At 60.3% G+C, this 21,977-nt stretch carries 23 protein-coding genes; 15 read left to right on the top strand and 8 right to left on the bottom strand.

Going from position 1 to position 21,977, the window contains the following annotated elements; genetic code table 11:
- Positions 1-43 precede the first annotated feature (43 nt).
- Together ROSMUCSMR3_RS09245 and ROSMUCSMR3_RS09240 are read right to left on the bottom strand one after the other, a co-directional pair.
- On the bottom strand, positions 44-817 hold the full coding sequence (locus ROSMUCSMR3_RS09245) for a tRNA1(Val) (adenine(37)-N6)-methyltransferase (RefSeq protein WP_237183569.1): 774 nt from the start codon (positions 815-817) through the stop codon (positions 44-46).
- Positions 807-1,022, bottom strand: a complete 216-nt coding sequence (locus ROSMUCSMR3_RS09240) for a DUF2007 domain-containing protein (protein WP_008281306.1) — start codon at positions 1,020-1,022, stop codon at positions 807-809. The genes ROSMUCSMR3_RS09245 and ROSMUCSMR3_RS09240 overlap by 11 nt, the downstream gene beginning before the upstream one ends.
- Before the next feature lie 56 nt (positions 1,023-1,078).
- Here ROSMUCSMR3_RS09240 and ROSMUCSMR3_RS09235 point away from each other — a divergent pair, with 56 nt between their 5' ends.
- Positions 1,079-2,080, top strand: coding sequence for a polyprenyl synthetase family protein (locus ROSMUCSMR3_RS09235; RefSeq protein ID WP_081507143.1), 1,002 nt, complete (start codon positions 1,079-1,081; stop codon positions 2,078-2,080).
- Here the strand turns inward: ROSMUCSMR3_RS09235 and ROSMUCSMR3_RS09230 are convergent.
- Genes ROSMUCSMR3_RS09230 through ROSMUCSMR3_RS09220 form a run of 3 tightly spaced genes read right to left on the bottom strand, consistent with a single transcriptional unit; the run spans position 2,073 to position 6,359 of the window.
- Positions 2,073-2,897 (bottom strand): 4-(cytidine 5'-diphospho)-2-C-methyl-D-erythritol kinase, encoded by an 825-nt coding sequence (locus ROSMUCSMR3_RS09230; protein ID WP_081507142.1) that lies wholly within the window; start codon positions 2,895-2,897, stop codon positions 2,073-2,075. The two genes, ROSMUCSMR3_RS09235 and ROSMUCSMR3_RS09230, sit on opposite strands and share 8 nt — an antisense overlap.
- On the bottom strand, positions 2,887-4,674 hold the full coding sequence (locus ROSMUCSMR3_RS09225; RefSeq protein WP_008281309.1) for a tetratricopeptide repeat protein: 1,788 nt from the start codon (positions 4,672-4,674) through the stop codon (positions 2,887-2,889). The genes ROSMUCSMR3_RS09230 and ROSMUCSMR3_RS09225 overlap by 11 nt, the downstream gene beginning before the upstream one ends.
- A 35-nt stretch (positions 4,675-4,709) precedes the next feature.
- Positions 4,710-6,359, bottom strand: coding sequence for an electron transfer flavoprotein-ubiquinone oxidoreductase (locus tag ROSMUCSMR3_RS09220; protein ID WP_081507141.1), 1,650 nt, complete (start codon positions 6,357-6,359; stop codon positions 4,710-4,712).
- Between the two features lie 277 nt (positions 6,360-6,636).
- On the opposite strand from ROSMUCSMR3_RS09220, the gene greA reads away from it, so the two are divergent.
- From greA to ROSMUCSMR3_RS09175, 9 genes are all read left to right on the top strand, one after another.
- Entirely contained in the window at positions 6,637-7,107 is a 471-nt protein-coding gene (greA, locus tag ROSMUCSMR3_RS09215; RefSeq protein ID WP_008281312.1) for a transcription elongation factor GreA, read from the top strand.
- A gap of 14 nt (positions 7,108-7,121) precedes the next feature.
- Positions 7,122-8,138 (top strand): hypothetical protein, encoded by a 1,017-nt coding sequence (locus ROSMUCSMR3_RS09210; protein WP_081507140.1) that lies wholly within the window; start codon positions 7,122-7,124, stop codon positions 8,136-8,138.
- A gap of 121 nt (positions 8,139-8,259) precedes the next feature.
- Positions 8,260-8,715: a universal stress protein gene (locus tag ROSMUCSMR3_RS09205; RefSeq protein WP_008281314.1), complete on the top strand. Its 456-nt coding sequence runs from the start codon at positions 8,260-8,262 to the stop codon at positions 8,713-8,715.
- 88 nt (positions 8,716-8,803) lie between these two features.
- Positions 8,804-9,367, top strand: a complete 564-nt coding sequence (locus ROSMUCSMR3_RS09200; RefSeq protein ID WP_008281315.1) for a NifU family protein — start codon at positions 8,804-8,806, stop codon at positions 9,365-9,367.
- Positions 9,357-9,935, top strand: a complete 579-nt coding sequence (tsaB, locus tag ROSMUCSMR3_RS09195) for a tRNA (adenosine(37)-N6)-threonylcarbamoyltransferase complex dimerization subunit type 1 TsaB (protein ID WP_081507139.1) — start codon at positions 9,357-9,359, stop codon at positions 9,933-9,935. Before ROSMUCSMR3_RS09200 ends, tsaB begins: the two co-directional genes overlap by 11 nt.
- Positions 9,925-10,341, top strand: a complete 417-nt coding sequence (locus tag ROSMUCSMR3_RS09190; protein ID WP_081507138.1) for a GNAT family N-acetyltransferase — start codon at positions 9,925-9,927, stop codon at positions 10,339-10,341. Before tsaB ends, ROSMUCSMR3_RS09190 begins: the two co-directional genes overlap by 11 nt.
- A gap of 107 nt (positions 10,342-10,448) precedes the next feature.
- Positions 10,449-11,363, top strand: coding sequence for a sulfite exporter TauE/SafE family protein (locus tag ROSMUCSMR3_RS09185; protein WP_081508587.1), 915 nt, complete (start codon positions 10,449-10,451; stop codon positions 11,361-11,363).
- On the top strand, positions 11,363-12,121 hold the full coding sequence (locus ROSMUCSMR3_RS09180) for a TIGR02186 family protein (RefSeq protein WP_008281319.1): 759 nt from the start codon (positions 11,363-11,365) through the stop codon (positions 12,119-12,121). Before ROSMUCSMR3_RS09185 ends, ROSMUCSMR3_RS09180 begins: the two co-directional genes overlap by 1 nt.
- Positions 12,122-12,184: 63 nt before the next feature.
- Positions 12,185-12,961 carry a transglutaminase-like domain-containing protein gene (locus tag ROSMUCSMR3_RS09175; RefSeq protein WP_008281320.1) on the top strand — a complete coding sequence of 259 codons (777 nt, stop codon included), beginning with the start codon at positions 12,185-12,187 and terminating at the stop codon, positions 12,959-12,961.
- A gap of 10 nt (positions 12,962-12,971) precedes the next feature.
- On the opposite strand, the gene ROSMUCSMR3_RS09170 is transcribed toward ROSMUCSMR3_RS09175, so the two are convergent.
- Both ROSMUCSMR3_RS09170 and ROSMUCSMR3_RS09165 read right to left on the bottom strand, forming a co-directional pair.
- The gene (locus ROSMUCSMR3_RS09170; protein WP_081507137.1) at positions 12,972-13,691 is read right to left on the bottom strand and encodes an SDR family oxidoreductase; all 720 of its coding nucleotides are present in this window, start codon (positions 13,689-13,691) and stop codon (positions 12,972-12,974) included.
- Positions 13,688-15,217, bottom strand: coding sequence for an AAA family ATPase (locus ROSMUCSMR3_RS09165; protein WP_081507136.1), 1,530 nt, complete (start codon positions 15,215-15,217; stop codon positions 13,688-13,690). The genes ROSMUCSMR3_RS09170 and ROSMUCSMR3_RS09165 overlap by 4 nt, the downstream gene beginning before the upstream one ends.
- 154 nt (positions 15,218-15,371) lie before the next feature.
- Between ROSMUCSMR3_RS09165 and ROSMUCSMR3_RS09160 the strand changes: the two genes are divergently transcribed.
- A complete protein-coding gene (locus tag ROSMUCSMR3_RS09160; RefSeq protein WP_081507135.1) occupies positions 15,372-16,181 on the top strand; it encodes a division plane positioning ATPase MipZ in 810 nt (269 codons plus the stop codon).
- A 15-nt stretch (positions 16,182-16,196) separates the two neighbouring features.
- Here the strand turns inward: ROSMUCSMR3_RS09160 and serB are convergent, their stop codons facing one another.
- Positions 16,197-17,066 (bottom strand): phosphoserine phosphatase SerB, encoded by an 870-nt coding sequence (serB, locus tag ROSMUCSMR3_RS09155; protein WP_081507134.1) that lies wholly within the window; start codon positions 17,064-17,066, stop codon positions 16,197-16,199.
- A 158-nt stretch (positions 17,067-17,224) separates the two neighbouring features.
- Here serB and ROSMUCSMR3_RS09150 point away from each other — a divergent pair, with 158 nt between their 5' ends.
- From ROSMUCSMR3_RS09150 to ROSMUCSMR3_RS09135, 4 genes are all read left to right on the top strand, one after another.
- Positions 17,225-18,379: a phosphoserine transaminase gene (locus tag ROSMUCSMR3_RS09150; protein WP_081507133.1), complete on the top strand. Its 1,155-nt coding sequence runs from the start codon at positions 17,225-17,227 to the stop codon at positions 18,377-18,379.
- Between the two features lie 86 nt (positions 18,380-18,465).
- On the top strand, positions 18,466-20,061 hold the full coding sequence (gene serA / locus ROSMUCSMR3_RS09145) for a phosphoglycerate dehydrogenase (RefSeq protein ID WP_008281327.1): 1,596 nt from the start codon (positions 18,466-18,468) through the stop codon (positions 20,059-20,061).
- A 233-nt stretch (positions 20,062-20,294) separates the two neighbouring features.
- Complete coding sequence (locus ROSMUCSMR3_RS09140; RefSeq protein ID WP_162655204.1) at positions 20,295-21,155, top strand: LysR family transcriptional regulator; 861 nt, start codon at positions 20,295-20,297, stop codon at positions 21,153-21,155.
- 51 nt (positions 21,156-21,206) lie between these two features.
- Entirely contained in the window at positions 21,207-21,920 is a 714-nt protein-coding gene (locus ROSMUCSMR3_RS09135; protein WP_198385598.1) for a metallophosphoesterase family protein, read from the top strand.
- The last annotated feature ends 57 nt before the right edge of the window (positions 21,921-21,977 follow it).

Raw genomic sequence — 21,977 nt, 5'->3', positions numbered from 1 at the left:
CCTGCAAACTGCGCGGCGCTTTGCCTGCGGCATTTTAGAAAAATCAATCCGGAAAAGGCAGCGCTGCTGCGTTCCTGAGCACATCCGAGGTTGCAGTGGTGTAATCTGCCCCATCCTGCCCATGATTTTCACCCGCGTGAAGCAGCCAACCATCGTGCAATCGCAGTGCGGCGCGCCCCCCTTTGCGCCCTCGCAGCAGAATCAGCCGTGCCGCACGGCCCCGGCGTGGGATCAGCGGCAAAATCTCGATACTGCCCAGATGTGTCGCCATTGCCGCCAGAAGATCCGGTAATCGTTCTACCCTCTGAATGAAGGTCACGGTGCCGCCAACGCCCGTACGCCGAGCGGCGGCATGCACCCAATCCGCCAAGGGCAACGCCTCGCCCATCGCCTTTTCGCGCCCGGTGTCGCTGGCTGGAGTGCTTCGGTCACGCTCGAAATAGGGTGGGTTGGCGATTATGTGATCGAACTGACGCTTCCGCAAGCTGGCTGGCATGTCTGCAATATCGCCCTCGAAAACCTCAAGTGCGATCCCATTGGAGGCGCTATTCTGGCGGGCCAACGCCGCATAGGCGGCCTGAATCTCTAGTCCAGCCAGAGTGACGCCCGGCACCCGTGACGCAACGCAAAGCGCAGCAATTCCCGACCCGCACCCCAGATCAAGCAGGCTCTGACCCGCCCGCGCCGGAACGCTTGCCGCCAAAAGCACCGGATCGACCCCGGCGCGATAGCCCGTCTTGGGTTGCGCCATGCGCAGACGCCCCCCCAAAAACGCATCGTGGCTCAGGTCTTCCTCGGCAAATGGCTCAGTCCTCAAGCGAGAAACCATTGTCAATCAACGTGATCCGTGCGTCTTCGTAATCTTCATTGGCGACCATCAGACGGCGCGGGAAAATGCCGATCGAGCCCTCAAGGATGCTCATGTTTACGTCCATTTCAAAGCAGTCTATACCCTCGCCCTGAAGAAGAGCCTGAGCAAAGGCGATGGACGCGATGTCATTGGTTCGCAAAAGTTGTTTCATAGGCCATAGATAAGGGCAGGGCGCGCTCTATGTCGAGCCATGTTGACGGGGGAAGTATGGGATTGGACGAAATCGCCACAAAACCGCATGAACAACTTGCTGCGCATCTTGCAGCCAAGATGGAGGCGGTCAATCTTTTGATCCGCGATAGGATGGCCTCGCGTCATGCGCCGCGCATCCCCCAAGTCACCGCGCATCTGGTTGAGGCGGGCGGCAAGCGTCTGCGCCCCATGCTTGTGCTGGCGACAGCAGACCTCTGTGGTTACGACGGACCGTTTGATGTGCATCTGGCTGCGACGGTTGAGTTTATCCATACTGCTACCCTCTTGCATGACGACGTCGTGGACGAGAGCGCGCAGCGGCGGGGCCGCCCCACCGCCAATTTGCTTTGGGACAACAAATCAAGTGTTCTCGTGGGCGATTACCTTTTTGCGCGCGCCTTCCAATTGATGGTCGAGCCGGGATCGCTTCGCGTGCTCGATATCCTGTCCAACGCCTCGGCGACGATTGCCGAAGGCGAGGTATTGCAACTGAGCGCGGCGCAGGATCTCGCGACGACCGAGGATATCTACCTCCAAGTGGTGCGTGGTAAAACGGCAGCGCTCTTTTCCGCCGCAACCGAGGTGGGCGGCGTGATTGCAGGTGCGCCCGAGACGCAGATCAAGGCGCTGTTCGAGTATGGCGATGCGCTTGGTATCGCGTTCCAGATCGTCGATGACCTGCTCGACTATCAGGGCGACGCGAAATCCACCGGCAAGAATGTCGGCGATGATTTTCGCGAGCGTAAATTGACCCTGCCGGTGATCAAGGCGGTTTCAGCGGCCAATGCCGAAGAGCGTGCGTTTTGGAAACGTACCATCGAAAAAGGCGATCAGCGCGATGGCGATCTGGAGCATGCCTTGGCGCTGATGCAGTCACATGGTGCCTTGGAACAGACCCGCGCCGAAGCATTGGATTGGGCCGCCCGCGCACGCGCGGCGATTGCCGTGCTGCCGGATCATCCGGTGCGTGGGATGCTCGATCGTCTTGCGGGGTATGTTGTGGCGCGGATCAGCTAAGGCGCGTGGCCTGCACCCACCAGCCGGGGTGTGCCGCAACCAGCGCTTGGGCAGCACGCGTGGCAGTCGCGGTATCAGGATAGAGCCCGAAACAAGTGGCTCCTGATCCCGACATCCGCGCTAGGGCACAGTGCTGCGTCGCGGAAATCGCGTGCAGCACATCGGCCACTACCGGCTCTAAGGTAATAGCCGCATCTTGCAGGTCGTTGCGTTGTGCGCGCAGCCAGTCGATCAGAGCGGCGGCATCAGGCCATTCGGGCATTTGCGCAGGCATCGCTGGATTTTCACGTTGTGTCAGCCTGTGGAAAATCGCAGGCGTCGAGACCGGCACGCCGGGATTGACCAGCACGGCATCAAGCGTGGGCAAGCCTGCCACGGGCACCACATCCTCGCCAATTCCGCGCATCCGCGCGGCGCGCGCCAGCAGGCAAACCGGCACATCGGCGCCAAGAGCCAGGACATCGTTTGGCACAGGCTGACCGCGCAATTCTGACAGCGCCCTAAGGCAGGCGGCCGCATCGCTTGACCCGCCGCCAATGCCAGCTGCTGCGGGCAGATGCTTGTCCAAGCTAATCTCGGCGGTGATCCCCATCAATGCCGCAGCGCGCAGCACGAGGTTGTCTGGGCCGCCCGGCACACCCACGGCCATGGGTCCGGTCACTGTTAGCCGCGCATCGGGCGCAGGCCGCACGCGCAGTCGGTCTCCCACATCGGCAAAGACCACCAGCGAATCGAGCAAATGATACCCATCTGCCCGTTGGCCGGTGACATGTAGCGAGAGGTTGATCTTGGCGGGGGCGAACCCGTCAATTACCATCTTTGACAAGTTTTAGCGGCTCCGCGCCTTCGTCCTTCAGCACTTGATCCAGACCGACTTCGAGCTTGCGGCGCACGCGCTCAGGTTCCAGATCGGGCGACGGCTCGCTCTCGTTCAGGGACAATGCGCGTTTCCATTGAAACCGCGCTTCGACCTTGCGGCCTACAGCCCAGAGAACGTCTCCCAGATGGTCATTCACCACCGGGTCAGTCGGCATCAATTCGGCGGCACGCTCCATCTGCACGATGGCCTCTTCATACCGGCCAAGACGATAGAGAACCCATCCCAGACTATCCACAATATAACCGCTATCGGGTTGCGCGGCGACGGCGCGCTCGATCATATTCAGTGCCTCATCGAGATTGATGTGCTTTTCCACCATCGTATACCCGAGATAGTTCAACACCTGTGGGTGATCCGGGTTCAACTCCAACGCACGACGAAAATCGGCCTCAGCCTCGGGCCAGTTGTCCAAGCGTTCGTGGCTGATGGCGCGGGCATAACGCACGAACCATTGATCGTTCCCCCGCGACTGATACAGCTCGAGCGCCCGGTCATAGGCTGGCACTGCGGCGGAAAAATCCTCTTGTGAGCGATGGAGATCGCCCACTGCAACATGAACCTCGGCAAGGTTGGGATAGTCTTTTGCCAATTGCTCCAGAACTTCGATCGCCGCGTCAGGCTTGCCAGCGCGACGCAGCACATCGCTGCGCCCCAGTTCCGCCAGATGGTAAGAGGGGTGATCGCGCGGTACTTTCTTAAACGCCTCGATTGCTAGATCGAAACGCTCCAGATCCTCTAGCAGGTCTGCCGCCATCAGCACGGCATCGACATGGGCAGGTTTGATCATCTCGGCCACGCGAGCATAGATCAAGACATACTCATCATTGGCCTCTTGCATCAGGGCGCGGCCAAGCGAAAAGAAGACTTCGGAAATTCCGTCCGATGCGCTGTTCACGAGATCAAAGGGGAGGCTCTCGCCGTCCGCGAGCCGTGCGCGCAGCGTTTCGATCTCGGGATCAAGATCTGTGCCAAATGTATCGTCGATGATCGTGACGGCGCGCTCGTGCTCTCCGAGTTGGCTCAGCACCTGCGACCAGCCGATGACGCCGCGCCTTGTCCGCTGGATTGGTCCATCATCTTCGCCGCTGAAGACTTTGTCTGCGCCTTCAAAGTCCCCGACCGAGGCCAGAGCCAGCGCTTTGTGATAGATGGCAAAGCTACGCAACCCACGTTCCTTGGCCACATCATCAAACCGCGCCAACGCCGAAGTCATGTCGCCTTTGCCCAGATCGGCCCAGGCTGAAATCATGCCATCCGCCAGATCGCCAACCCCGCGCCCCTCTTCGATCCGCTTCAAAAGAGCATCCCACTGCCCTTGCCGCGTTTCGTCGGCGACCAGCGCCATCTGACTGACCTGACTGCGTAGCCCGTCCGCCTCGATCTTGCGCGCGACGGCGACTGCAGGCTCCAGTTTGCCCAAGGCCAAATAGGCGACTGTCGCATTTTCCAGAAGGGCCGGATTTGACGGGTCGCGGGTCAGCGCCTGCGCATAATACTGTGCGGCAGCGGCGAAATCCCCACTGGCCCGCGCCTGCTGTGCCGCGAGATAGGCGCCAGAAGACACCTCTGACATCGCGGGCAGGGGCATGACCTGCAAAAGGGCGGTGAATGCAAGCGCTGCAAGGGGTCGATGAGTCACGCTGTCCTGCCTTTTATGGTCTGGGTTGTCGCAAAGGTAATATGCCCGCCCCCCCAAGGCAATGCGGCGCGGCATAATTGCCGCGCCACACCCCAAAGATCACGCAAACCTTACATATTGGGATAGTTCGGCCCATCCCCACCCTGCGGCGTGACCCAGTTGATGTTTTGGCTCGGGTCTTTGATGTCGCAGGTCTTGCAATGCACGCAGTTCTGAAAGTTGATCACGAACCGCGGGTCTTTGCCCTCTTCGCGCACCACCTCATACACGCCTGCCGGGCAATAGCGCTGCGCGGGCTCGTCATATTTCGGCAGGTTCACGCCAATCGGCACCGATGAATCCTTTAAGTGCAGATGCGCAGGCTGGCTTTCCTCGTGGTTGGTCATCGAGAAACTGACATTGGTCAGCCGGTCAAAACTCAGCTTTCCATCTGGCTTGGGATAGTCGATGGGCTTGTGTTTCGACGCGGGTTCTGTGGCGGCGGCATCGGTCTTGCCATGACTTAGCGTGCCCAACAGGCTGAAGCCCGCGGTATTGGTCCACATGTCGAACCCACCGAGACCAAGCGACGCCAAGAGGCCGTACTTCGACCAGAGCGGTTTGACATTGCGAACCTTTTTAAGATCCTTGCCGATTGCACCGCTGCGCACTTCGGTCTCGTAATCGGTCAACTCATCACTCGCGCGGCCCGCAGAGAGCGCGGCATGCGCTGCCTCTGCAGCGGCCTTGCCAGACAGCATGGCGTTGTGATTGCCCTTGATGCGCGGCACGTTGACCATGCCCACCGAACAGCCCAACAGCGCCACGCCGGGTGCCACCATTTTCGGCATCGACTGATACCCGCCCTCGGAAATCGCGCGTGCGCCGTAAGCCACACGCTTTCCACCCTTCAGCAGCTCCGCCACCATCGGATGATGCTTGAATCGCTGAAATTCCATATAGGGAAAAAGATAGGGGTTCTTGTAGTTGAGATGCACCACAAAGCCCACATAAACCTGATTGTTCTCAAGATGATAGATGAACGATCCGCCGCCTGCATTGCTGCCTAGCGGCCATCCCATCGTATGCGTGACGGTGCCGGGGCGGTGCTTGGCGGGATCGACTTCCCAAATCTCTTTCATCCCAAGGCCGAATTTTTGCGGCTCCTTGCCCTTGGACAGGTCATATTTTGCGATCACTTCTTTGGCGAGCGATCCACGCACACCCTCTGAGAGAAATACGTATTTGCCGTGCAGCTCCATCCCCGGCTCATAATTCGGGCCGGGCGTGCCATCCTCATTCTTGCCAAACTCGCCAGCGACAACGCCCTTGATCTCGCCAGACCCACCATAGACCAGCTCTGAGCACGACATGCCGGGGAAAATCTCAACGCCCAGCTCCTCGGCCTGCTCGGCCATCCAGCGACAGACATTACCCATGCTGACGATGTAATTTCCGTGATTGTTCATCAGCGGAGGCATCGGGAAATTCGGCACGCGAATGCGTCCGGCCTCGCCCAGCATGTAAAAATTATCCTCGGTCACGGGGGTGTGAAGGGGCGCGCCCCGCTCTTTCCAATCCGGGATCAGCGCGTTGAGACCGCAAGGATCAAGTACCGCACCTGACAGGATATGCGCGCCAACCTCGGATCCTTTTTCCAGAACCACAACGGCGCAATCAGGATCAAGCTGCTTCAGGCGGATCGCAGCCGACAGACCGGCTGGGCCTGCGCCCACGATTACAACGTCATACTCCATCGTTTCGCGTGTTATCTCGGTCATCGTGCTCATCCTTTTCTCGGGCGCGGCAACTACGGCCTGACGCGCAACAAAGTTGCGAGTGTGACTAGCCTGCGCATGCGTCAAGCGTCAATTGAAACACGACGTAAAACCAGATGGAAAACGGCATTTCGTCACGTGCCAGCGGCCTAATCTCATGGGGTCTGCGATCCGCTCTTGCAATCGGGCGCGCGCTTCGGGCAAGCTGCGCTGAAATCTTGGGCATGTTATCACGGGGCCAGCTATCCAGCGGCCCCGCTTCTGACAATGGACGGTTGAAATGGAAAAGATCCCGATGACGGCTGGCGGCCATGCCGCGCTTGAGGTCGAGTTGAAGCAGCTGAAATCGGTCGAACGGCCGGCGATCATCCGTGCCATTGCCGAGGCGCGCGAACATGGTGATCTCAGCGAGAATGCCGAGTATCACTCCGCCAAAGAGAAACAGTCCTTTATCGAAGGGCGGATCAAGGAACTCGAAGGCATCCTCAGCCTGGCTGAGGTGATCGACCCGGCCAAGCTGTCGGGCCCGATCAAGTTTGGCGCGACTGTTACGCTCGTTGATGAAGATTCGGGCGAGGAACGCACCTATCAGATCGTGGGCGAACACGAGGCCAGCATCGAAAAAGGGCTTCTGAACATAAAATCGCCGATTGCCCGGGCGCTCATCGGCAAAGAAGAGGGCGATAGCGTCGAAGTGCGCACGCCCGGTGGTGATCGCGGCTATGAGGTGATAAAAGTCGCCTATATCTGATCAGGCACCCCATCATGCGCCCAGCCCGCACCGAAAATGGCCCTTCCAAGGGGTTTGACACGAAATCTGAAACCGAAGCCGTCACCGCGATCGAATGGATCGCGGTGGCGCTTTCGGCGCTATGGCTCTTGGGCTCGGCTGTGTTCTTTCTGGTGCTCACTCCGCAGTTGGAAACTGGTGGCACTGCGCTGCAATTTGTCATCGTTTTGATTGCCGTCTTCATGCCAGTGGCGATGATTTGGGTCGGTGCCACGGCCGCCCGCACCAGCCGGGTGATGCGCGAGGAAAGTCGCCGCTTGCGCGCGGCCATCGACGCCATCCGCGCCGCCTATGTCGCTCAGAGCCAAACGCTTGGTCAGACCGTCGACAAGACCGTCAGCCAGAAACTCGACGAAATCGCCGCCGCTCAGCGCAAGACCGAAACGGCATTGGCGACGTTTTCCTCGATCCGTGTGGGTCTGCCAGAACCCCGCCCGGTGCTTGCCCCGGCACCCTCGCCAAATGATCCCGGCGATCAGGTGTCGTTGCCGCTTGGAACCTCTGCTGAGGATATTCAGGCCCCACTCGAGCGGTCTGATTTCATCCGCGCCCTGAATTTCCCCGACAACCCCGAAGACAAGATCGGATTTGCCGCGCTGCGCCGCGCACTCAAGGACCGGCCCACCGCCCAATTGATCCGCGCCTCGCAGGATATCCTGACGCTGATGTCCCATGATGGCATCTATATGGACGACCTGCGCCCTGATATGGCCCGACCCGAGGTTTGGCGCCGCTTTGCCGGGGGCGAGCGTGGCCGCACCATCGCCGCCTTGGGCGGTATCAGGGACCGGTCGTCTTTGGCGTTGACAGCGGCCCGGATGAAGCAGGACACGATCTTTCGGGATGCTGCACACCATTTTCTGCGCCGCTTTGACAAGATGTTCACACAGTTTGCCGAAACCGCCAGTGATGCCGAAATTTCGGAACTCTCCGAAACCCGCACGGCCCGCGCCTTCATGCTCTTGGGGCGTGTCGCGGGCACCTTCGACTGATCCGCGCCTCGGTTTCATCTGGCCTTAAATACCTCGGGGGCCGGGGGGCAGCGCCCCCCGACTCTGCGATTGCCCCCGCGAAAAATCCACGGCATGATGCGCGCCTGAGGAGATAGAACCGATGCGCAAGTTTCTTGTCGTGCTGGATGATAGCCGCGAATGTCTCAATGCCATGCGCTTTGCTGCCATGCGCGCCGCCCATACCGGGGCTGGGGTGGAAATCCTCGCTGTGATCCCGCCCGAAGAATTCAACCATTGGATCGGCGTGGGTGATCTCATGCGTGAGGAACAGCGTGAGCGGATCGAGGCGCATTTCGAAGTCTTTGCCAAATGGATGCGTGACAAGCAGGGGATTAATCCAGAGCTGGTAATCCGCGAAGGCGATCCCGCAGTCGAGATCATCGCGCAGGTGCAGGATGATCCCGCCATCGGCGTGCTGGTTCTGGGGGCTGCCACTGGCAAGAAGGGACCTGGCCCACTGGTCACGCAACTGACCAAGACCGCTGGCACCCTGCCCATTCCCATCACCATTGTGCCCGGCGATCTGACCAAAGAACGGCTCGAGGCCATTACCTGAGCAGCGTAGTTCTAGTTTAGAATCGTTCCAATCCTTGACACCAGAGGGCGTCGGGCGCATATCTTTGGCAACCACGAAAGGGCGCGCCATGTTCATCCAGACCGAATCCACCCCCAATCCCGCGACGCTGAAATTCCTGCCCGGTCAAACCGTGCTTGAAGCTGGCACCGCTGATTTTCCAAGCGCCGAAAAGTCCGGAAGTTCCCCGTTGGCCGAGCGTATTTTCCGTGTGCCCGGGGTGTCTGGCGTGTTTTTTGGTAATGATTTCGTGACCGTCACCAAGGGCGAGGCGATTGAGTGGGATCATATCAAGCCCGCGATCTTGGGGGCGATCATGGAGCATTACCAATCCGGTCAGCCAGTCATGTTGGGCGAAAGCGCTGTGGCCTCTGGCCATGCCGAGCATACTGGCGAGGATTCGGCGATCGTGAACCAGATCAAGGAATTGCTGGATACCCGCGTACGTCCCGCCGTGGCGCAGGATGGCGGCGATATTACCTTTCACGGCTTTGACCGTGGCGTGGTCTATTTGCATATGCAGGGTGCTTGCGCGGGCTGCCCGTCTTCGACCATCACGCTCAAAATGGGCATCGAGAATCTGCTGCGCCACTACATCCCCGAGGTGACAGAGGTGCGCCCTGTTGGTCTCTGAACCGCTGATACTGGCTTTTGACACATCGGCCGCGCATTGCGCGGCCGCTTTGTTGCGAGGAGGCCGCGTTTTGTCTGCACGTGCCGAAGAGATGGGGCGCGGACAGGCAGAGCGTCTTATGCCCTTGCTGCAAGAGGTGCTGGATCAGGCCGGGGTCACATGGAGCGACCTTAACCGAATCGGTGTCGGCATCGGGCCCGGCAATTTTACCGGTATTCGAATTTCTGTAGCGGCCGCGCGGGGGCTGGCCCTCAGCCTTGGAATTCCGACAGTCGGGATCAGCACGCTTGACGCGATCCGCGCGCAGGCTGGCGCAGGGACGCCCTGCGTGCCCGCACCCCGCGACATGGCCTATGTCCAGACCCGCAACGCCGCGCCCGAATTGGTTGCGCTTGCCTCTGTCGCAGATCCTGTCTTGCCGCCTGATCCGGTGCGACTGGCCGAACTGATTGCGCGGCTGGCAACTCTGGCACCTGAGAACAGCCCGCCGCCTGCCCCGCTTTATGTGCGCCCCGCCGATGCCGCCCCCGCGCGCGATCGGCCACCGGTGATCCTCGATGACGCCTGAGGCCCTCGCGACCTGCCACGCGCGCGCTTTTGCCGGGGCGGGCAGGGCTTGGTCGGCGGAGGAATTCGCCACGCTTCTGGACAGCGCATTCGTTTTCATATCCGGCGATGCGCGGGCCTTTGTGCTGGGTCGGGTCATCGCCGATGAAGCCGAAGTGCTGACGCTTGCCACCGATCCTGATCATCGCCGCAACGGTCTTGCGCGGGCCTGCCTCAGCGCCTTTGAGGTGATAGCGCGCGCGCGCGGCGCGACCATGGCCTTTCTCGAAGTCGCCGAGGACAATCCGCCGGCCCTCGCGCTTTATGATGCGGCTGGCTACCGGGAAAGCGCGCGCCGCACCGGATATTATGCCCGCAGCCAAGGGCCCAAAGTGGACGCGCTGATCCTGCATAAAACGCTGGACTGATCCGAATAGCCTCGCGATAGGTCCAGTTACAAGAAATTCATCAGACCTGGACGGCTCTGCACGCCCGCGCCCTTGCAAAATGGCGGAACATGGGGCTAGGAATTGCCATGCAGATTTACCTCCCCATAGCCGAGGTGTCGGTCAACATCTTTCTCCTCTTGGGGTTGGGTGGCATCGTGGGCATTCTTTCGGGCATGTTCGGGGTTGGGGGCGGCTTTATTCTGACGCCGCTTTTGTTCTTTATCGGCATTCCGCCTGCGGTCGCCGTAGCGACCGGCGCCAATCAGATCATGGCTGCCTCCTTTTCCGCAGTTCTTGCGCATTTTAGGCGCAAGACCGTCGATCTCGAAATGGGCACGGTGCTGCTGATTGGCGGCCTCATTGGGGCCGCTCTTGGGGTGATGGTGTTCAACTATCTCAAGTCGTTGGGGCAGGTCGATCTTTTGGTCACGCTCTGCTATGTGGTTTTTCTGGGCGTCATCGGCGGCATGATGTTCATCGAAAGCCTGCGCGCCATCCGCAACACACGGCGTGGCGTGCCCCCCAAGCGCAAGAAACACGGCTGGGTTCATGGCTTGCCGTTCAAGATGCGGTTTCGGACCAGTGGCCTTTATATTTCGGTTATCCCGCCACTTCTGGTGGGGATCAGTGTGGGTGTTCTCGCAGCGATCATGGGGGTCGGCGGCGGCTTTATCATGGTCCCCGCGATGATCTATCTTTTGGGCATGCCGACCAAGGTTGTGGTGGGCACCTCACTTTTTCAGATCATCTTCGTCACTGCGTTTACCACGCTCTTGCATGCAATGACAAATTACACGGTTGATATCGCCCTTGCCGTATTCTTGCTGGTGGGGGGCGTGATCGGCGCACAGTTCGGAACGTCTATCGGCACAAGGATGAAGGCCGAGCAATTGCGCATCCTTCTTGCGATCATGGTGTTGGCGGTCTGTGGTAAGCTGGCGTTCGATCTCTTGGCCACGCCATCGGAACTCTACTCGCTTGGTACGGGCGGGGGGGCGTGATGTTCTGGCGTCTGTTGCTTTTGCTGGGCCTTGCCGCCCTGCCGCTGCGCGCCGAAGAGGTTGTATTGGGGCTGAGCAAAGACAAGGTGGCGATCACGGCGACCTTTGAAGGCTCGGAAATTTTGATCTTTGGTGCGGTCAAGCGCGAGTCCCCGATTCCTGATATTCCGCTGGATGTGGTCATCGCGGTTGCTGGTCCGTCAGAGCCGGTGACGGTACGCCGCAAGGATCGCCGCTTTGGCATCTGGGTGAATACGGAAATGGTCGTGCTTGATTCCGCCCCCAGCTTTTATGCCGTCGCCACGACAGGCCCGCTCGACAAGGTCATGTCCGATACCGAGGATTTGCGGCATCGCGTCTCGATCCCGCGCGCAATCCGTTCTGTGGGCGCGGCCAGCATGGCCGAGGATGCAGAGCGCTTTACGGATGCCCTGATCCGTATTCGCCGGGATCAAGGGGCCTATGCAATGCGCGAAGGGGCTGTGGTACTGGATCAGGAAACGCTCTTTCGTGGCGCGATTCAACTCCCGGCCAATCTGACCGAAGGGGAATATCTAACCCGGATATTCCTGACCCGAGAGGGGCGCGTGGTATCGCAACTCGAAACCGTGATTGACGTGCAGAAAGTGGGGCTGGAACGCTGGCTCTACACCCTGTCCCGCCAGCAACCGCTGGTCTATGGCCTGATGTCGCTGGCGATTGCCATCGCTGCGGGCTGGGGCGCGTCCGCAGCGTTTCAAGCGATGCGGCGTGGCTGATATCGCTGCGGGCGGCTTCGTTTAGGCACCGGCCCAAAACCCTGAGATCAAGATAGAGAGCTTATGCGCCTGAACATCGACGTGACCATGGATTACCAGCTGACAGGGCATGACACAGTGCTCCTGACACTTGAAGCGGCGGAGACCGATGGGCAAACCGTGATCGAGAGCACGCTTGACGTCGAGGGTGCCGACCTGCGTTGGATCGAGGTTGAGGGGATGCCGGGGCGCCGGGTCTGGGCGCATGTGACGAGTGATCGGATGAGATTGCGGTATCGTGCACGTGTTGAGGTGACACGCACATGTGCGGATTTGGAAAGGCTCGTGGGCACGGCGATGCGCGACCTGCCCGGCGAGGTTGTGAGCTACTTGCGCCCGTCACGGTTCTGCCAATCCGACCTTTTGACCGAATTCGCGACCCAACAGTTTCGTGGTCTCGAGGGAGGAGCGCGGATTGCGGCGATTGTAGACTGGGCCCGTTCCGAGATCAGCTATGTGTCCGGCTCATCCAGCGCCACAACCTCGGCAATAGACAGTTTCATAGCCCGCAAGGGCGTGTGCCGCGACTACGCCCATCTCGTATGCAGCCTGGCGCGCGCGGGCAATATCCCGGCGCGCTATACCTCGGTTTATGGTGCTGATGTGGACCCGCCCGATTTTCACGCTGTGGCCGAGGTTTGGCTAGAGGGGGCGTGGCACCTTGTCGATGCCACCGGTATGAGCAGCGCCGCCGACATGGTGGTGATCGGCTCTGGTCGGGACGCAAGCGATGTGGCCTTCATGGAAACCGAAGACTGGGCGCGCCCCCTCTGGCAAGCGGTCGATGTTCGGCGGGTGTGATCTTGGGTCTTTAGCCCCGCCCGATAAAGGGCATTTTCGTTGCCATCAGCGTCATGAACTGCACATTCGCCTCTAGCGGCAAATCCGCCATATGCAGCACCGATGCGCCCACGTGCTCTACGTCCATCGTGGGTGGCGGCGCGTCAGGATTGGCGGCGATGATCCCCTCCAGCAATTCGGTTCTGGCATTGCCGATGTCGATCTGACTGCACGCGATATCATAGGGGCGTCCATCAAGGCTGAGCGTCTTGGTCAAGCCGGTGATCGCATGTTTGGTGGTGGTATAGGCCACCGAACCGGGGCGCGGCGCATGCGCCGAAATCGAGCCATTATTGATGATCCGCCCCCCCATCGGGGATTGATTGCGCATTTGGGCAAAGGCCGCGCGCGCGCAAAGAAACATGCCATGCAGGTTCACATCCACGACTTGCCGCCACTCCTCATAGCTCAGCTCGTCGATCATCGCGGCGCGGCCAAAGCTGCCGGCGTTGTTGAAGAGCACATCAAGCCGCCCGGCGCGGGCGATGAAATCCTCGAACACCCGCACCACATCGCCGGGGTCAGTCACATCGCCGGGCAGGATCACGGCGTTGTCATGCCCCTTTGCCACAGCGTCCAGCGCCTCTGGCCGCCGCGCCATCAGCCCGACATGCCAGCCAGCCCCAAGAAAGGCGCGCGCGCAGGCGGCCCCGATACCGGCGCTTGCCCCGGTAATCAGAACGGTTTTCATGTCTCTTCCTCCTGTTCGAGTTGCAGGGGCGCAGGTCCGCCGCGCAGATCATCAACTGTGAGTGGTGCCGAGGGTTTGGATAGCCGGTTGCGCACGATCCAGTGCAACCGCTCTTCGGCGCGGGTAATTGCCACATAGGCCAGCCGCTTCCAGAGCGGTTGCCCCGCCTCTGAGCGGCCCATCTGTGCAGCGGCGTAAATGTCAGGGGCGAACACCTGCACATCTTGCCATTGGCTGCCTTGTGCCTTGTGGATCGTCACGGCAGCCCCATGCAGGAACGTTGCCCCCATATTGGCGGCAAAGGGGATGAACGGCTCTTCTTCATCCGGTTTTTCGATCTTGACGATGGACGCGGCAGAAATCTGCGGATCTTCCGCTCCGATCACATGCAGGCGGGAAAAGCCGGGCCTACGCCCTGGTCCAAGGTAAACCACCTGCGCGCCCTTTATCAGCCCGCGCGCCTCGAGATCGAGCCGCTTTTTGCGATGCTTGAGCGGTAGTTCGATCCCGTCGCAGATCAAAGGCTCACCTGCCAGAAGCTCGGTTTCGGGCGCGCCATGCACCGCGCGAAAGGCATTGATCAGGCGGATGCGCGTGGCATTGCGCCAGACCAGCACCGGCGAGCGCGCCATCAAATCAACCTCGACCCGCTCTGCCCATCTTACCCGTTCGTCCCGCTGCGCTGCATCTTCAATCATGCGCTCGAACTGGTGAAAGTCCAGTGCAGGATCGGCAAGGGCGTGGGCCAGGTCAAGGATCGGGTTGTCCGCGTCCTGCCGGTGAATGCGGCTGAGTTCCAGACGCGCCGGCGCGGGCAGCGTTTCAAACACCATACCGCCGGTCGATTTCACAGGCGGTAATTGTGCGGGATCGCCAAAGAGCAGAAGGGTTGGGAAAATCTCTTGCAGATCCTCGAATTGCTGACCATCCAGCATGCTCGCCTCATCGACAAAGCCGATATCGAGTGGTTCTTCGCGACGCTTCCAGCCGGTGATGAAATCCGAGCCTCGCAGGCCAGCAGCGGCAAGCGCGCCGGGGATGGATTTGTTGCTCTGGTAAAACGCAAAGGCACGGTCCAGCGCCAGATCGGTCAAGCCCTCGATCTCGGGGCGCTCGCCCTGACCGGCCAGCCATTCGGCGATCTTCTCATATTCCGGGTGATAGACGGGGGTGTAGAGGATGCGGTGAATGGTGGTGGCAGGCACCCCGCGCATCCGAAGCACGCTCGCGGCCTTGTTGGTGGGCGCAAGGATGGCCAGCGTGCGCTTGTCCCGGCGTTTGCGGCTCTCGTAATCGCCTGAAACGATCTCGACGCCTGCCTCTTCCAGCGCGCGGTAGAGCGCGGCCAAAAGCAATGTCTTGCCGGATCCCGCCTTGCCGGTGACGGCCATGACCGCAGTCTTGCCGTCGCGGGGTGGGGTCAATAGCCCTGTGTCAAGATCAACACCGACACTGCGCAGCGCCGCCGCGATACGGTCATGCGCCTCGGCCTGATCGGGCGAATATGTCAGTGCTGTTTGCGTCATGGCGCGACCCTATCCTTGGTGTGGGGCAGGTGCCAGAGCCAAAGGCGCTTGACCAGTCGGGGCGCACTTCCCTATTGCAGCGCAGCCGGGTACTGTCTGGCAAAAAGACCGGGGGCGGCAACGATCCGCACCTCGCGACCAAGGGGAATGGACAATGGCGCATATCATCGTCGTCGGCAATGAAAAGGGCGGCGCGGGCAAATCGACCGTGTCGATGCATGTGGCGACGGCCCTAGCCCGAATGGGCCACAAAACCAGCGCGCTTGATCTCGACCTGCGCCAGCGGACCTTTGGCCGCTACGCGGAGAACCGCGCCAAATTCTTGGCGACATCCGGCCTTGATCTGCCGAGCCCACGGTATCACGAACTGCCCGAAGTGGCGGCGGATCAGCTCAAGCCGGGCGAGAATGTCTATGATCGGCGGCTCTCGGCGGCGGTGGCGCAACTGGAGGCGGATAGCGATTTCATCGTGATCGACTGCCCCGGCTCGCACACCCGTCTGAGCCAAGTGGCCCATAGCCTCGCCGATACGCTGATTACGCCCCTCAACGACAGTTTTATCGACTTTGATCTCCTCGCCCGGATCGACAGCGACGGCAAGAAGATCCTCGGCCCGTCGGTCTATTCCGAGATGGTCTGGAGCGCGCGACAACTGCGGGCACAAGCCGGTCTGCGCGCGATTGACTGGGTGGTGGTGCGCAACCGTCTGGGCGCACAACAGATGGTCAACAAGAAGAAGATGGGCGATGCGGTCGACAACCTCGCAAAGCGCATCGGCTTTCGCGTGGCACCGGGCTTTAACGAGCGCGTGATCTTTCGGGAGTTGTTCCCGCGTGGTTTGACGCTGCTCGACCTCAAGGATATCGGGGTCAAGGGTCTCAACATCTCGAACATCGCCGCGCGTCAGGAATTGCGCGAATTGATCAAGGCGCTGAACCTGCCGGGCGTGACCGCCAATTTCTAACGCTCTGTCCGCGTCTCAGATCACGAACTGATCCCGCGCATAGCCTTGGATATAGAGCAACGCCGTCAAGTCTGCGTGCTGGATGCGGATGTCACATTGCGCGGCGACGCTTGGCTTAGCATGAAGCGCTACGCCTGCGCCCGCACGCCCCAACATGCCCAGATCATTGGCCCCGTCCCCCACGGCGAGTACGTCGGTCTCTGAGAGCCCAAGCCGTGCGCTGATCTCTTCCAGTGCCTGCACCTTGGCTGCGCGGCCCAAGATGGGGCGCGCGACATCCCCAATCAGGCGACCCTTCGCAACCAAAAGCGTGTTGGCGCGATTTTCGTCAAAGCCTAGATGTGCGGCGACCGATTGCGTAAACGCGGTGAACCCGCCCGAGACCAGCGCGCAATAGGCCCCGTTGGCCCGCATCGTCGCGACCAATGCGGAACCTCCCGGCATATAGGTGATCCGGTTAGCGAGAACCTCGGCAATCACGGTTTCGGGCAAATCCTTGAGCAGCGCCACACGCTCGATCAGCGCGCCCTCGAAATCCAGCTCGCCGTTCATCGCCCGCGCAGTGATGGCGCGGACATGCGCGCCCACGCCTGCGACCTCTGCCAATTCGTCAATACATTCCTGCTGGATCATGGTGCTGTCCATATCGGCGAGCAGCATCTTTTTGCGCCGCCCCTCTGTGGGCTGAACCACCAGATCAACGGCTTGGTTTTGCAGTTCGGCCCAAACCTCCCATCGGTTTCCCGGCACCTCGGGCATGTCAAATTCCGCCGCCTCATCAGGGGCCAACCACTGCACCGCCCCGCCGCCCCAGGCATTGCGCAATGCCTCGGCAAGAGCGGGGTCAAGCGCACCGGGTGCTGCGATCAAGGTGGTGGTAAACATGGGGCAGGTTTCCGATCGTAGCCGTGCAGTGTCGTATTTTCTAGCTCAAGCGGCGTTCTAGCGTCATTTCTGCACTTGCGAAAGACCCTGCTTGGCCGTAATCCGATCCGTGGGACACCCCTCCCCAACGAGGGGCGCTTATCTGAGAGGGTAGCTATATGGCTATTGAAGCACCGGCAACGCGGCCGGAAAATCCGCGTTTTTCTTCTGGCCCTTGTGCCAAAATCCCCACATTCACGCTCGACATGCTGTCTGATGCCCCCTTGGGCCGCAGCCATCGTGCTGCCGGGGGCAAGGCCAAGCTAAAGGCCGCCATCGAGAACACCCGCGCCATTCTGGGCGTGCCTGCTGATTACAAGATCGGCATCGTTCCCGCCTCTGACACCGGGGCCGTCGAGATGGCGATGTGGAACCTGCTCGGCGCGCGCCCCGTCGAAATGCTGGCTTGGGAGAGCTTTGGCGCAGGCTGGGTCACCGATGCGGTGAAGCAACTCAAACTCGATGCGGTGGTCAAAACTGCTGATTATGGCCAGATCGTTGATCTGGCATCGGTTGATACCGACAAGGATGTCGTGTTCACCTGGAACGGCACCACCTCTGGTGTGCGCGTACCGAATGGCGATTGGATCAAGGCGGATCGTCAGGGTCTGACAATCTGTGACGCGACAAGTGCGGCCTTTGCGCAGGACCTGCCATGGGACAAGCTCGACGTGACGACCTTTTCTTGGCAAAAGGTGCTGGGGGGCGAAGCGGCGCATGGCATGCTGATCCTTAGCCCCCGCGCTGTGGAACGGCTGGAAAGCTATACGCCCGCATGGCCACTGCCCAAGATTTTCCGCCTGACCAAAGGCGGCAAGCTGATTGACGGCATCTTTGTAGGCGAGACCATCAACACGCCCTCGATGCTCGCGGTAGAGGATTACCTTGTGGCGCTCGATTGGGCGTCGTCGATTGGCGGGCTGACCGGCCTGCAGGCACGCGCCAATGCCAATCTTGCGGCGGTTGAAGAATTTGTGACGCAAAACGATTGGCTGGCGTTTCTGGCGGCTGATCCTGAGATCCGCTCGAATACGTCCGTCTGCCTTACCTTCGAGGATGCGCGGATCAAGGATGGTGCAGCCTTTGCCAAGGCGGTGGCCAAGCGGCTGGAAACGGCGGATGTCGCCTATGATATCGGGGCGTATCGCGATGCGCCTGCCGGCCTGCGGATCTGGTGTGGTGGCACGGTCGAAACCGCTGATGTCGCGGCGTTGATGCCGTGGATCAAATGGGCGTTCGAGACCGAGATCGCCGCGCTGTCCGTATCTGCGTGATCCCGATTTCTTGAAAAGAAATCGACCCGGGCTTTGTGCAAGAGTCCGGGTCTCCCCCTCAAGATTTTCAGTCAAGGAGCCCTACAATGGCGCCCAAGGTTCTCGTCTCCGACAAACTTTCCGAAACCGCTGTCCAGATCTTTCGCGATCGGGGCATCGAGGTGGATTTCCGCCCTGAATTGGGCAAGGACAAGGATAAACTCGCCGAAGTGATCGGTGACTATGATGGCCTCGCTATCCGGTCCGCGACCAAGGTCACGGAAAAAATCCTTGCCAACGCGCACAAGCTCAAGGTGATCGCGCGCGCAGGGATTGGCACCGACAATATCGACAAGGAAGCCGCCTCTAAGAAAGGCGTGATCGTCATGAACACGCCTTTTGGCAATATGATCACCACCGCAGAACACGCGATTGCGATGATGTTCGCGGTGGCACGACAGCTGCCCGAGGCCTCTGCCTCGACCCATGCTGGCAAATGGGAGAAGAACGCCTTTATGGGGGTGGAGCTTTTCAACAAGACCCTCGGCGTGATTGGTGCGGGCAATATCGGGGGTATTGTCTGTGACCGGGCGCGCGGCCTCAAGATGAAGGTGATCGCCTATGATCCCTTCTTGGGTCAGGAAAAAGCTGACAAGATGGGGGTGGAAAAGGTCGACTTGGACGAGTTGCTGAAGCGGTCCGATTTCATCACGCTGCATGTGCCGCTGACCGATCAGACCCGCAATGTTCTAAGCCGTGAGAACCTTGAAAAGACCAAGAAGGGTGTCCGCATCATCAACTGCGCGCGTGGCGGTCTGGTGGATGAACAGGCACTTGCTGACCTCCTGAAATCCGGCCATGTCGCCGGTGCTGGCTTTGACGTCTTTACCGAGGAGCCGGCAGTTGAGAATCCGCTATTCGGTCTGCCCAATGTTGTCTGCACGCCGCATCTGGGTGCGGCCACCACAGAGGCGCAGGAAAACGTGGCGCTGCAAGTGGCCGAACAGATGTCAGACTATCTTCTGACCGGCGCCGTCACCAACGCGCTCAACATGCCCTCGGTGACGGCGGAAGAGGCCAAGGTGATGGGGCCGTGGATCAAGCTGGCGGATCACCTTGGCAATTTCATCGGCCAGATGACCGACGAGCCAATCAAGGCGATCAACATCCTTTATGATGGTGTTGTGTCCGAGATGAACCTTGGTGCGCTCACCTCTGCGGCGGTGGCGGGGATCATGAAATCGGTCAACCCCGAGGTCAACATGGTCTCGGCCCCCGTGGTGGCCAAAGAGCGCGGTGTCAAGATCAGCACCACCAAGCAGGACAAATCCGGCGCTTTTGAGGGCTACATCAAAATTACCGTGGTCACGGACAAGCGTGAGCGGTCTATCGGGGGCACGGTATTCTCGGATGGCAAGCCGCGTTTCATCCAGATCAAGGGGATCAATATCGACGCTGAAATCGGTCGCCACATGCTCTATACCACCAACGAGGATGTGCCGGGCATCATCGGCACCTTGGGGATGACAATGGGTGATCACGGCGTCAACATCGCCAACTTCACACTTGGGCGGTCGGACGCAGGCGGCGAAGCGATTGCGCTCCTCTATGTGGATGCCCCCGTGCCCGAGGCCGCGATCAAGGCGTTGCATGCCACGGGCAAGTTTCAGCAGATCCGCGAATTGAGATTCGACGTGAGCTGACGCGCAACGCAAGCTCTGCCACTCAACGTGACTTGAACCAATGATCGCCGCCTGCATGCGCCGGGCGGCGGTTTTCTTTTTGGGGATGAACTATTGAACGGAAAAATCTTGAAAGCTGTTCTTGCCACCCTAAAACCACACAACGCTTGCCCGTATCCACGGTGCAAACCGATCAATACCCGGGAACCACTGTTGGACATATCGTCTAGAAGATGGATTTTTCAAAGTTTGACATGAATCTTTTGCGCGTCCTCGACGCGCTGCTTATCACCCGCTCTACCACCGTGGCGGGACAACAGGTGGGGCTCTCGCAATCCGCTGTCTCGTCGGCCCTTGGTCGTTTGAGGGTGGCACTGAATGATCCGCTTTTCCTGCGTGAAGGGCGTCATCTGGTGCCCACAGATTATGCGCAATCGCTGGCACAGCCTGTTCGTGCCATTCTGGCCGAGACCGAGGCGCTTTTGACGCGACCGACCAGTTTCGAGCCTGCCCGGTCCGAGCGGCATTTTCATATTCTGGGGGCAGAGTTTTGGGGTGCCCATCTCTTGCCCGAGTTGATGGCGCATCTGGCGTCTGTGGCGCCCGGCGTCACTCTTTACTGTGCGACGATGTCCGGTCCTGACCCTTCTGAGGCGTTGCTGCTAAAACGCGCTGATCTGGCGCTTTGCCCTATGTGCGACTTGCCCGACTGGGCCGCGGCACAGCCACTCTATCGCGCGGGGCAGGTGCTTTTGGCGCGTCAAGATCACCCGCGCCTTGTGGCGGCGGGGCTTGCGCCCGGCGATACGGTGCCCTCCGACCTTTTGGCAGAACTGCCGCGGGCGGATTGCGGCGCGAACCCCGGACAGAAAGCCGGGCGCACGGTCGTTACCCTGCCGGATGTGCATACCCTTGCGGCGATGTTGTCGCGCACACCACTGGTGTCTATTCTGCCCCGGCCCCTTGCAGTCCACCTGGTTACTGGGCAGGGCCTTGCGGTTTATGCCCTGCCAGAGCCGATTGCGGTGACCGATGTTGCAATGGTCTGGCATGTCAGGTCCCAAAACGATCCCGCCCATCGTTGGCTGCGCGAGCGTTTGGCCGATACGCTTTGACCAGCTTGGGAATCGCTGGACATCTGCCGCGTGCAGGGGTTCAACGGGGCCATGACTGATCCGATTTATGCCATTCCCGATATTCACGGGCAGGACGCCCTGCTAGAAGCTGCACTTGACCTTGTCGCGCGCGATGGCGGGACAGAGGCGCGTATCATATTCCTTGGGGATTTGGTGGACCGGGGGCCAGATAGCCGCGCGGTGATCGACCGGCTTATGACAGGGCAGGCGCAGGGCTGTCCTTGGACCGTGTTACGCGGCAATCATGATCAGATGTTGATCGATTTCCTCGATACCGGCGTGATCCATTCGCCGCATATCGGATCTGGCCTCTCATGGTTGAATCACCGCTTGGGTGGGGTCGCGACGCTGGCCTCCTACGGGCTTGACGTGACCGAGAACGCGACGCAATGGCAAGCGGCCCGCTGCGCTGTGCCTCAGGCGCATCGCGACTGGCTGGCGGGTTTGCCGCTTTGGCAAGAGGTGGGGGATCTGCTTTTCGTTCATGCCGGTATCCGCCCCGGAGTTGCCTTGACCGCCCAAGACCCCGAGGATCTGATGTGGATCCGGGACGGCTTTCTCGACCATGAGGGGGCGCATCCTTGGCTTGTTGTCCATGGTCACACCGCGCTCGAGATGCCCACCCATTTTGGCAACCGCATAGATTTGGACGGTGGGGCCGCCTATGGCCGCCCGCTCTGGCCTGCGGTGTTTGAAGGGCGTGATGCGTGGCTCCTGACGGAAAGGGGCCGTATTCCGCTCTGACTAGGGCAGGCAAAGGTGTCTGACGACACGTCCCCGTTGCCAGATGTGCATCCCTGC

Source organism: Roseovarius mucosus, from assembly GCF_002080415.1.
In the GTDB taxonomy this organism is placed as follows: domain Bacteria; phylum Pseudomonadota; class Alphaproteobacteria; order Rhodobacterales; family Rhodobacteraceae; genus Roseovarius; species Roseovarius mucosus_A.
The sequence above is the reverse complement of the archived record's forward strand: the minus strand, read 5'-3'. Positions and strand labels throughout refer to the sequence as shown.

Bases quoted from the DNA above. Each gene is read 5' to 3' on its own strand.
- ROSMUCSMR3_RS09240 (WP_008281306.1), bottom strand. From the start codon at position 1,022: ATGAAACAACTTTTGCGAACCAATGACATCGCGTCCATCGCCTTTGCT.
- ROSMUCSMR3_RS09235 (WP_081507143.1), top strand. From the start codon at position 1,079: ATGGGATTGGACGAAATCGCCACAAAACCGCATGAACAACTTGCTGCG.
- ROSMUCSMR3_RS09230 (WP_081507142.1), bottom strand. From the start codon at position 2,897: ATGGTAATTGACGGGTTCGCCCCCGCCAAGATCAACCTCTCGCTACAT.
- ROSMUCSMR3_RS09225 (WP_008281309.1), bottom strand. From the start codon at position 4,674: ATGCCGCGCCGCATTGCCTTGGGGGGGCGGGCATATTACCTTTGCGAC.
- ROSMUCSMR3_RS09220 (WP_081507141.1), bottom strand. From the start codon at position 6,359: ATGACCGAGATAACACGCGAAACGATGGAGTATGACGTTGTAATCGTG.
- greA (WP_008281312.1), top strand. From the start codon at position 6,637: ATGGAAAAGATCCCGATGACGGCTGGCGGCCATGCCGCGCTTGAGGTC.
- ROSMUCSMR3_RS09210 (WP_081507140.1), top strand. From the start codon at position 7,122: ATGCGCCCAGCCCGCACCGAAAATGGCCCTTCCAAGGGGTTTGACACG.
- ROSMUCSMR3_RS09205 (WP_008281314.1), top strand. From the start codon at position 8,260: ATGCGCAAGTTTCTTGTCGTGCTGGATGATAGCCGCGAATGTCTCAAT.
- ROSMUCSMR3_RS09200 (WP_008281315.1), top strand. From the start codon at position 8,804: ATGTTCATCCAGACCGAATCCACCCCCAATCCCGCGACGCTGAAATTC.
- ROSMUCSMR3_RS09190 (WP_081507138.1), top strand. From the start codon at position 9,925: ATGACGCCTGAGGCCCTCGCGACCTGCCACGCGCGCGCTTTTGCCGGG.
- ROSMUCSMR3_RS09185 (WP_081508587.1), top strand. From the start codon at position 10,449: ATGCAGATTTACCTCCCCATAGCCGAGGTGTCGGTCAACATCTTTCTC.
- ROSMUCSMR3_RS09180 (WP_008281319.1), top strand. From the start codon at position 11,363: ATGTTCTGGCGTCTGTTGCTTTTGCTGGGCCTTGCCGCCCTGCCGCTG.
- ROSMUCSMR3_RS09175 (WP_008281320.1), top strand. From the start codon at position 12,185: ATGCGCCTGAACATCGACGTGACCATGGATTACCAGCTGACAGGGCAT.
- ROSMUCSMR3_RS09170 (WP_081507137.1), bottom strand. From the start codon at position 13,691: ATGAAAACCGTTCTGATTACCGGGGCAAGCGCCGGTATCGGGGCCGCC.
- ROSMUCSMR3_RS09165 (WP_081507136.1), bottom strand. From the start codon at position 15,217: ATGACGCAAACAGCACTGACATATTCGCCCGATCAGGCCGAGGCGCAT.
- ROSMUCSMR3_RS09160 (WP_081507135.1), top strand. From the start codon at position 15,372: ATGGCGCATATCATCGTCGTCGGCAATGAAAAGGGCGGCGCGGGCAAA.
- serB (WP_081507134.1), bottom strand. From the start codon at position 17,066: ATGTTTACCACCACCTTGATCGCAGCACCCGGTGCGCTTGACCCCGCT.
- ROSMUCSMR3_RS09150 (WP_081507133.1), top strand. From the start codon at position 17,225: ATGGCTATTGAAGCACCGGCAACGCGGCCGGAAAATCCGCGTTTTTCT.
- serA (WP_008281327.1), top strand. From the start codon at position 18,466: ATGGCGCCCAAGGTTCTCGTCTCCGACAAACTTTCCGAAACCGCTGTC.
- ROSMUCSMR3_RS09140 (WP_162655204.1), top strand. From the start codon at position 20,295: ATGAATCTTTTGCGCGTCCTCGACGCGCTGCTTATCACCCGCTCTACC.
- ROSMUCSMR3_RS09135 (WP_198385598.1), top strand. From the start codon at position 21,207: ATGACTGATCCGATTTATGCCATTCCCGATATTCACGGGCAGGACGCC.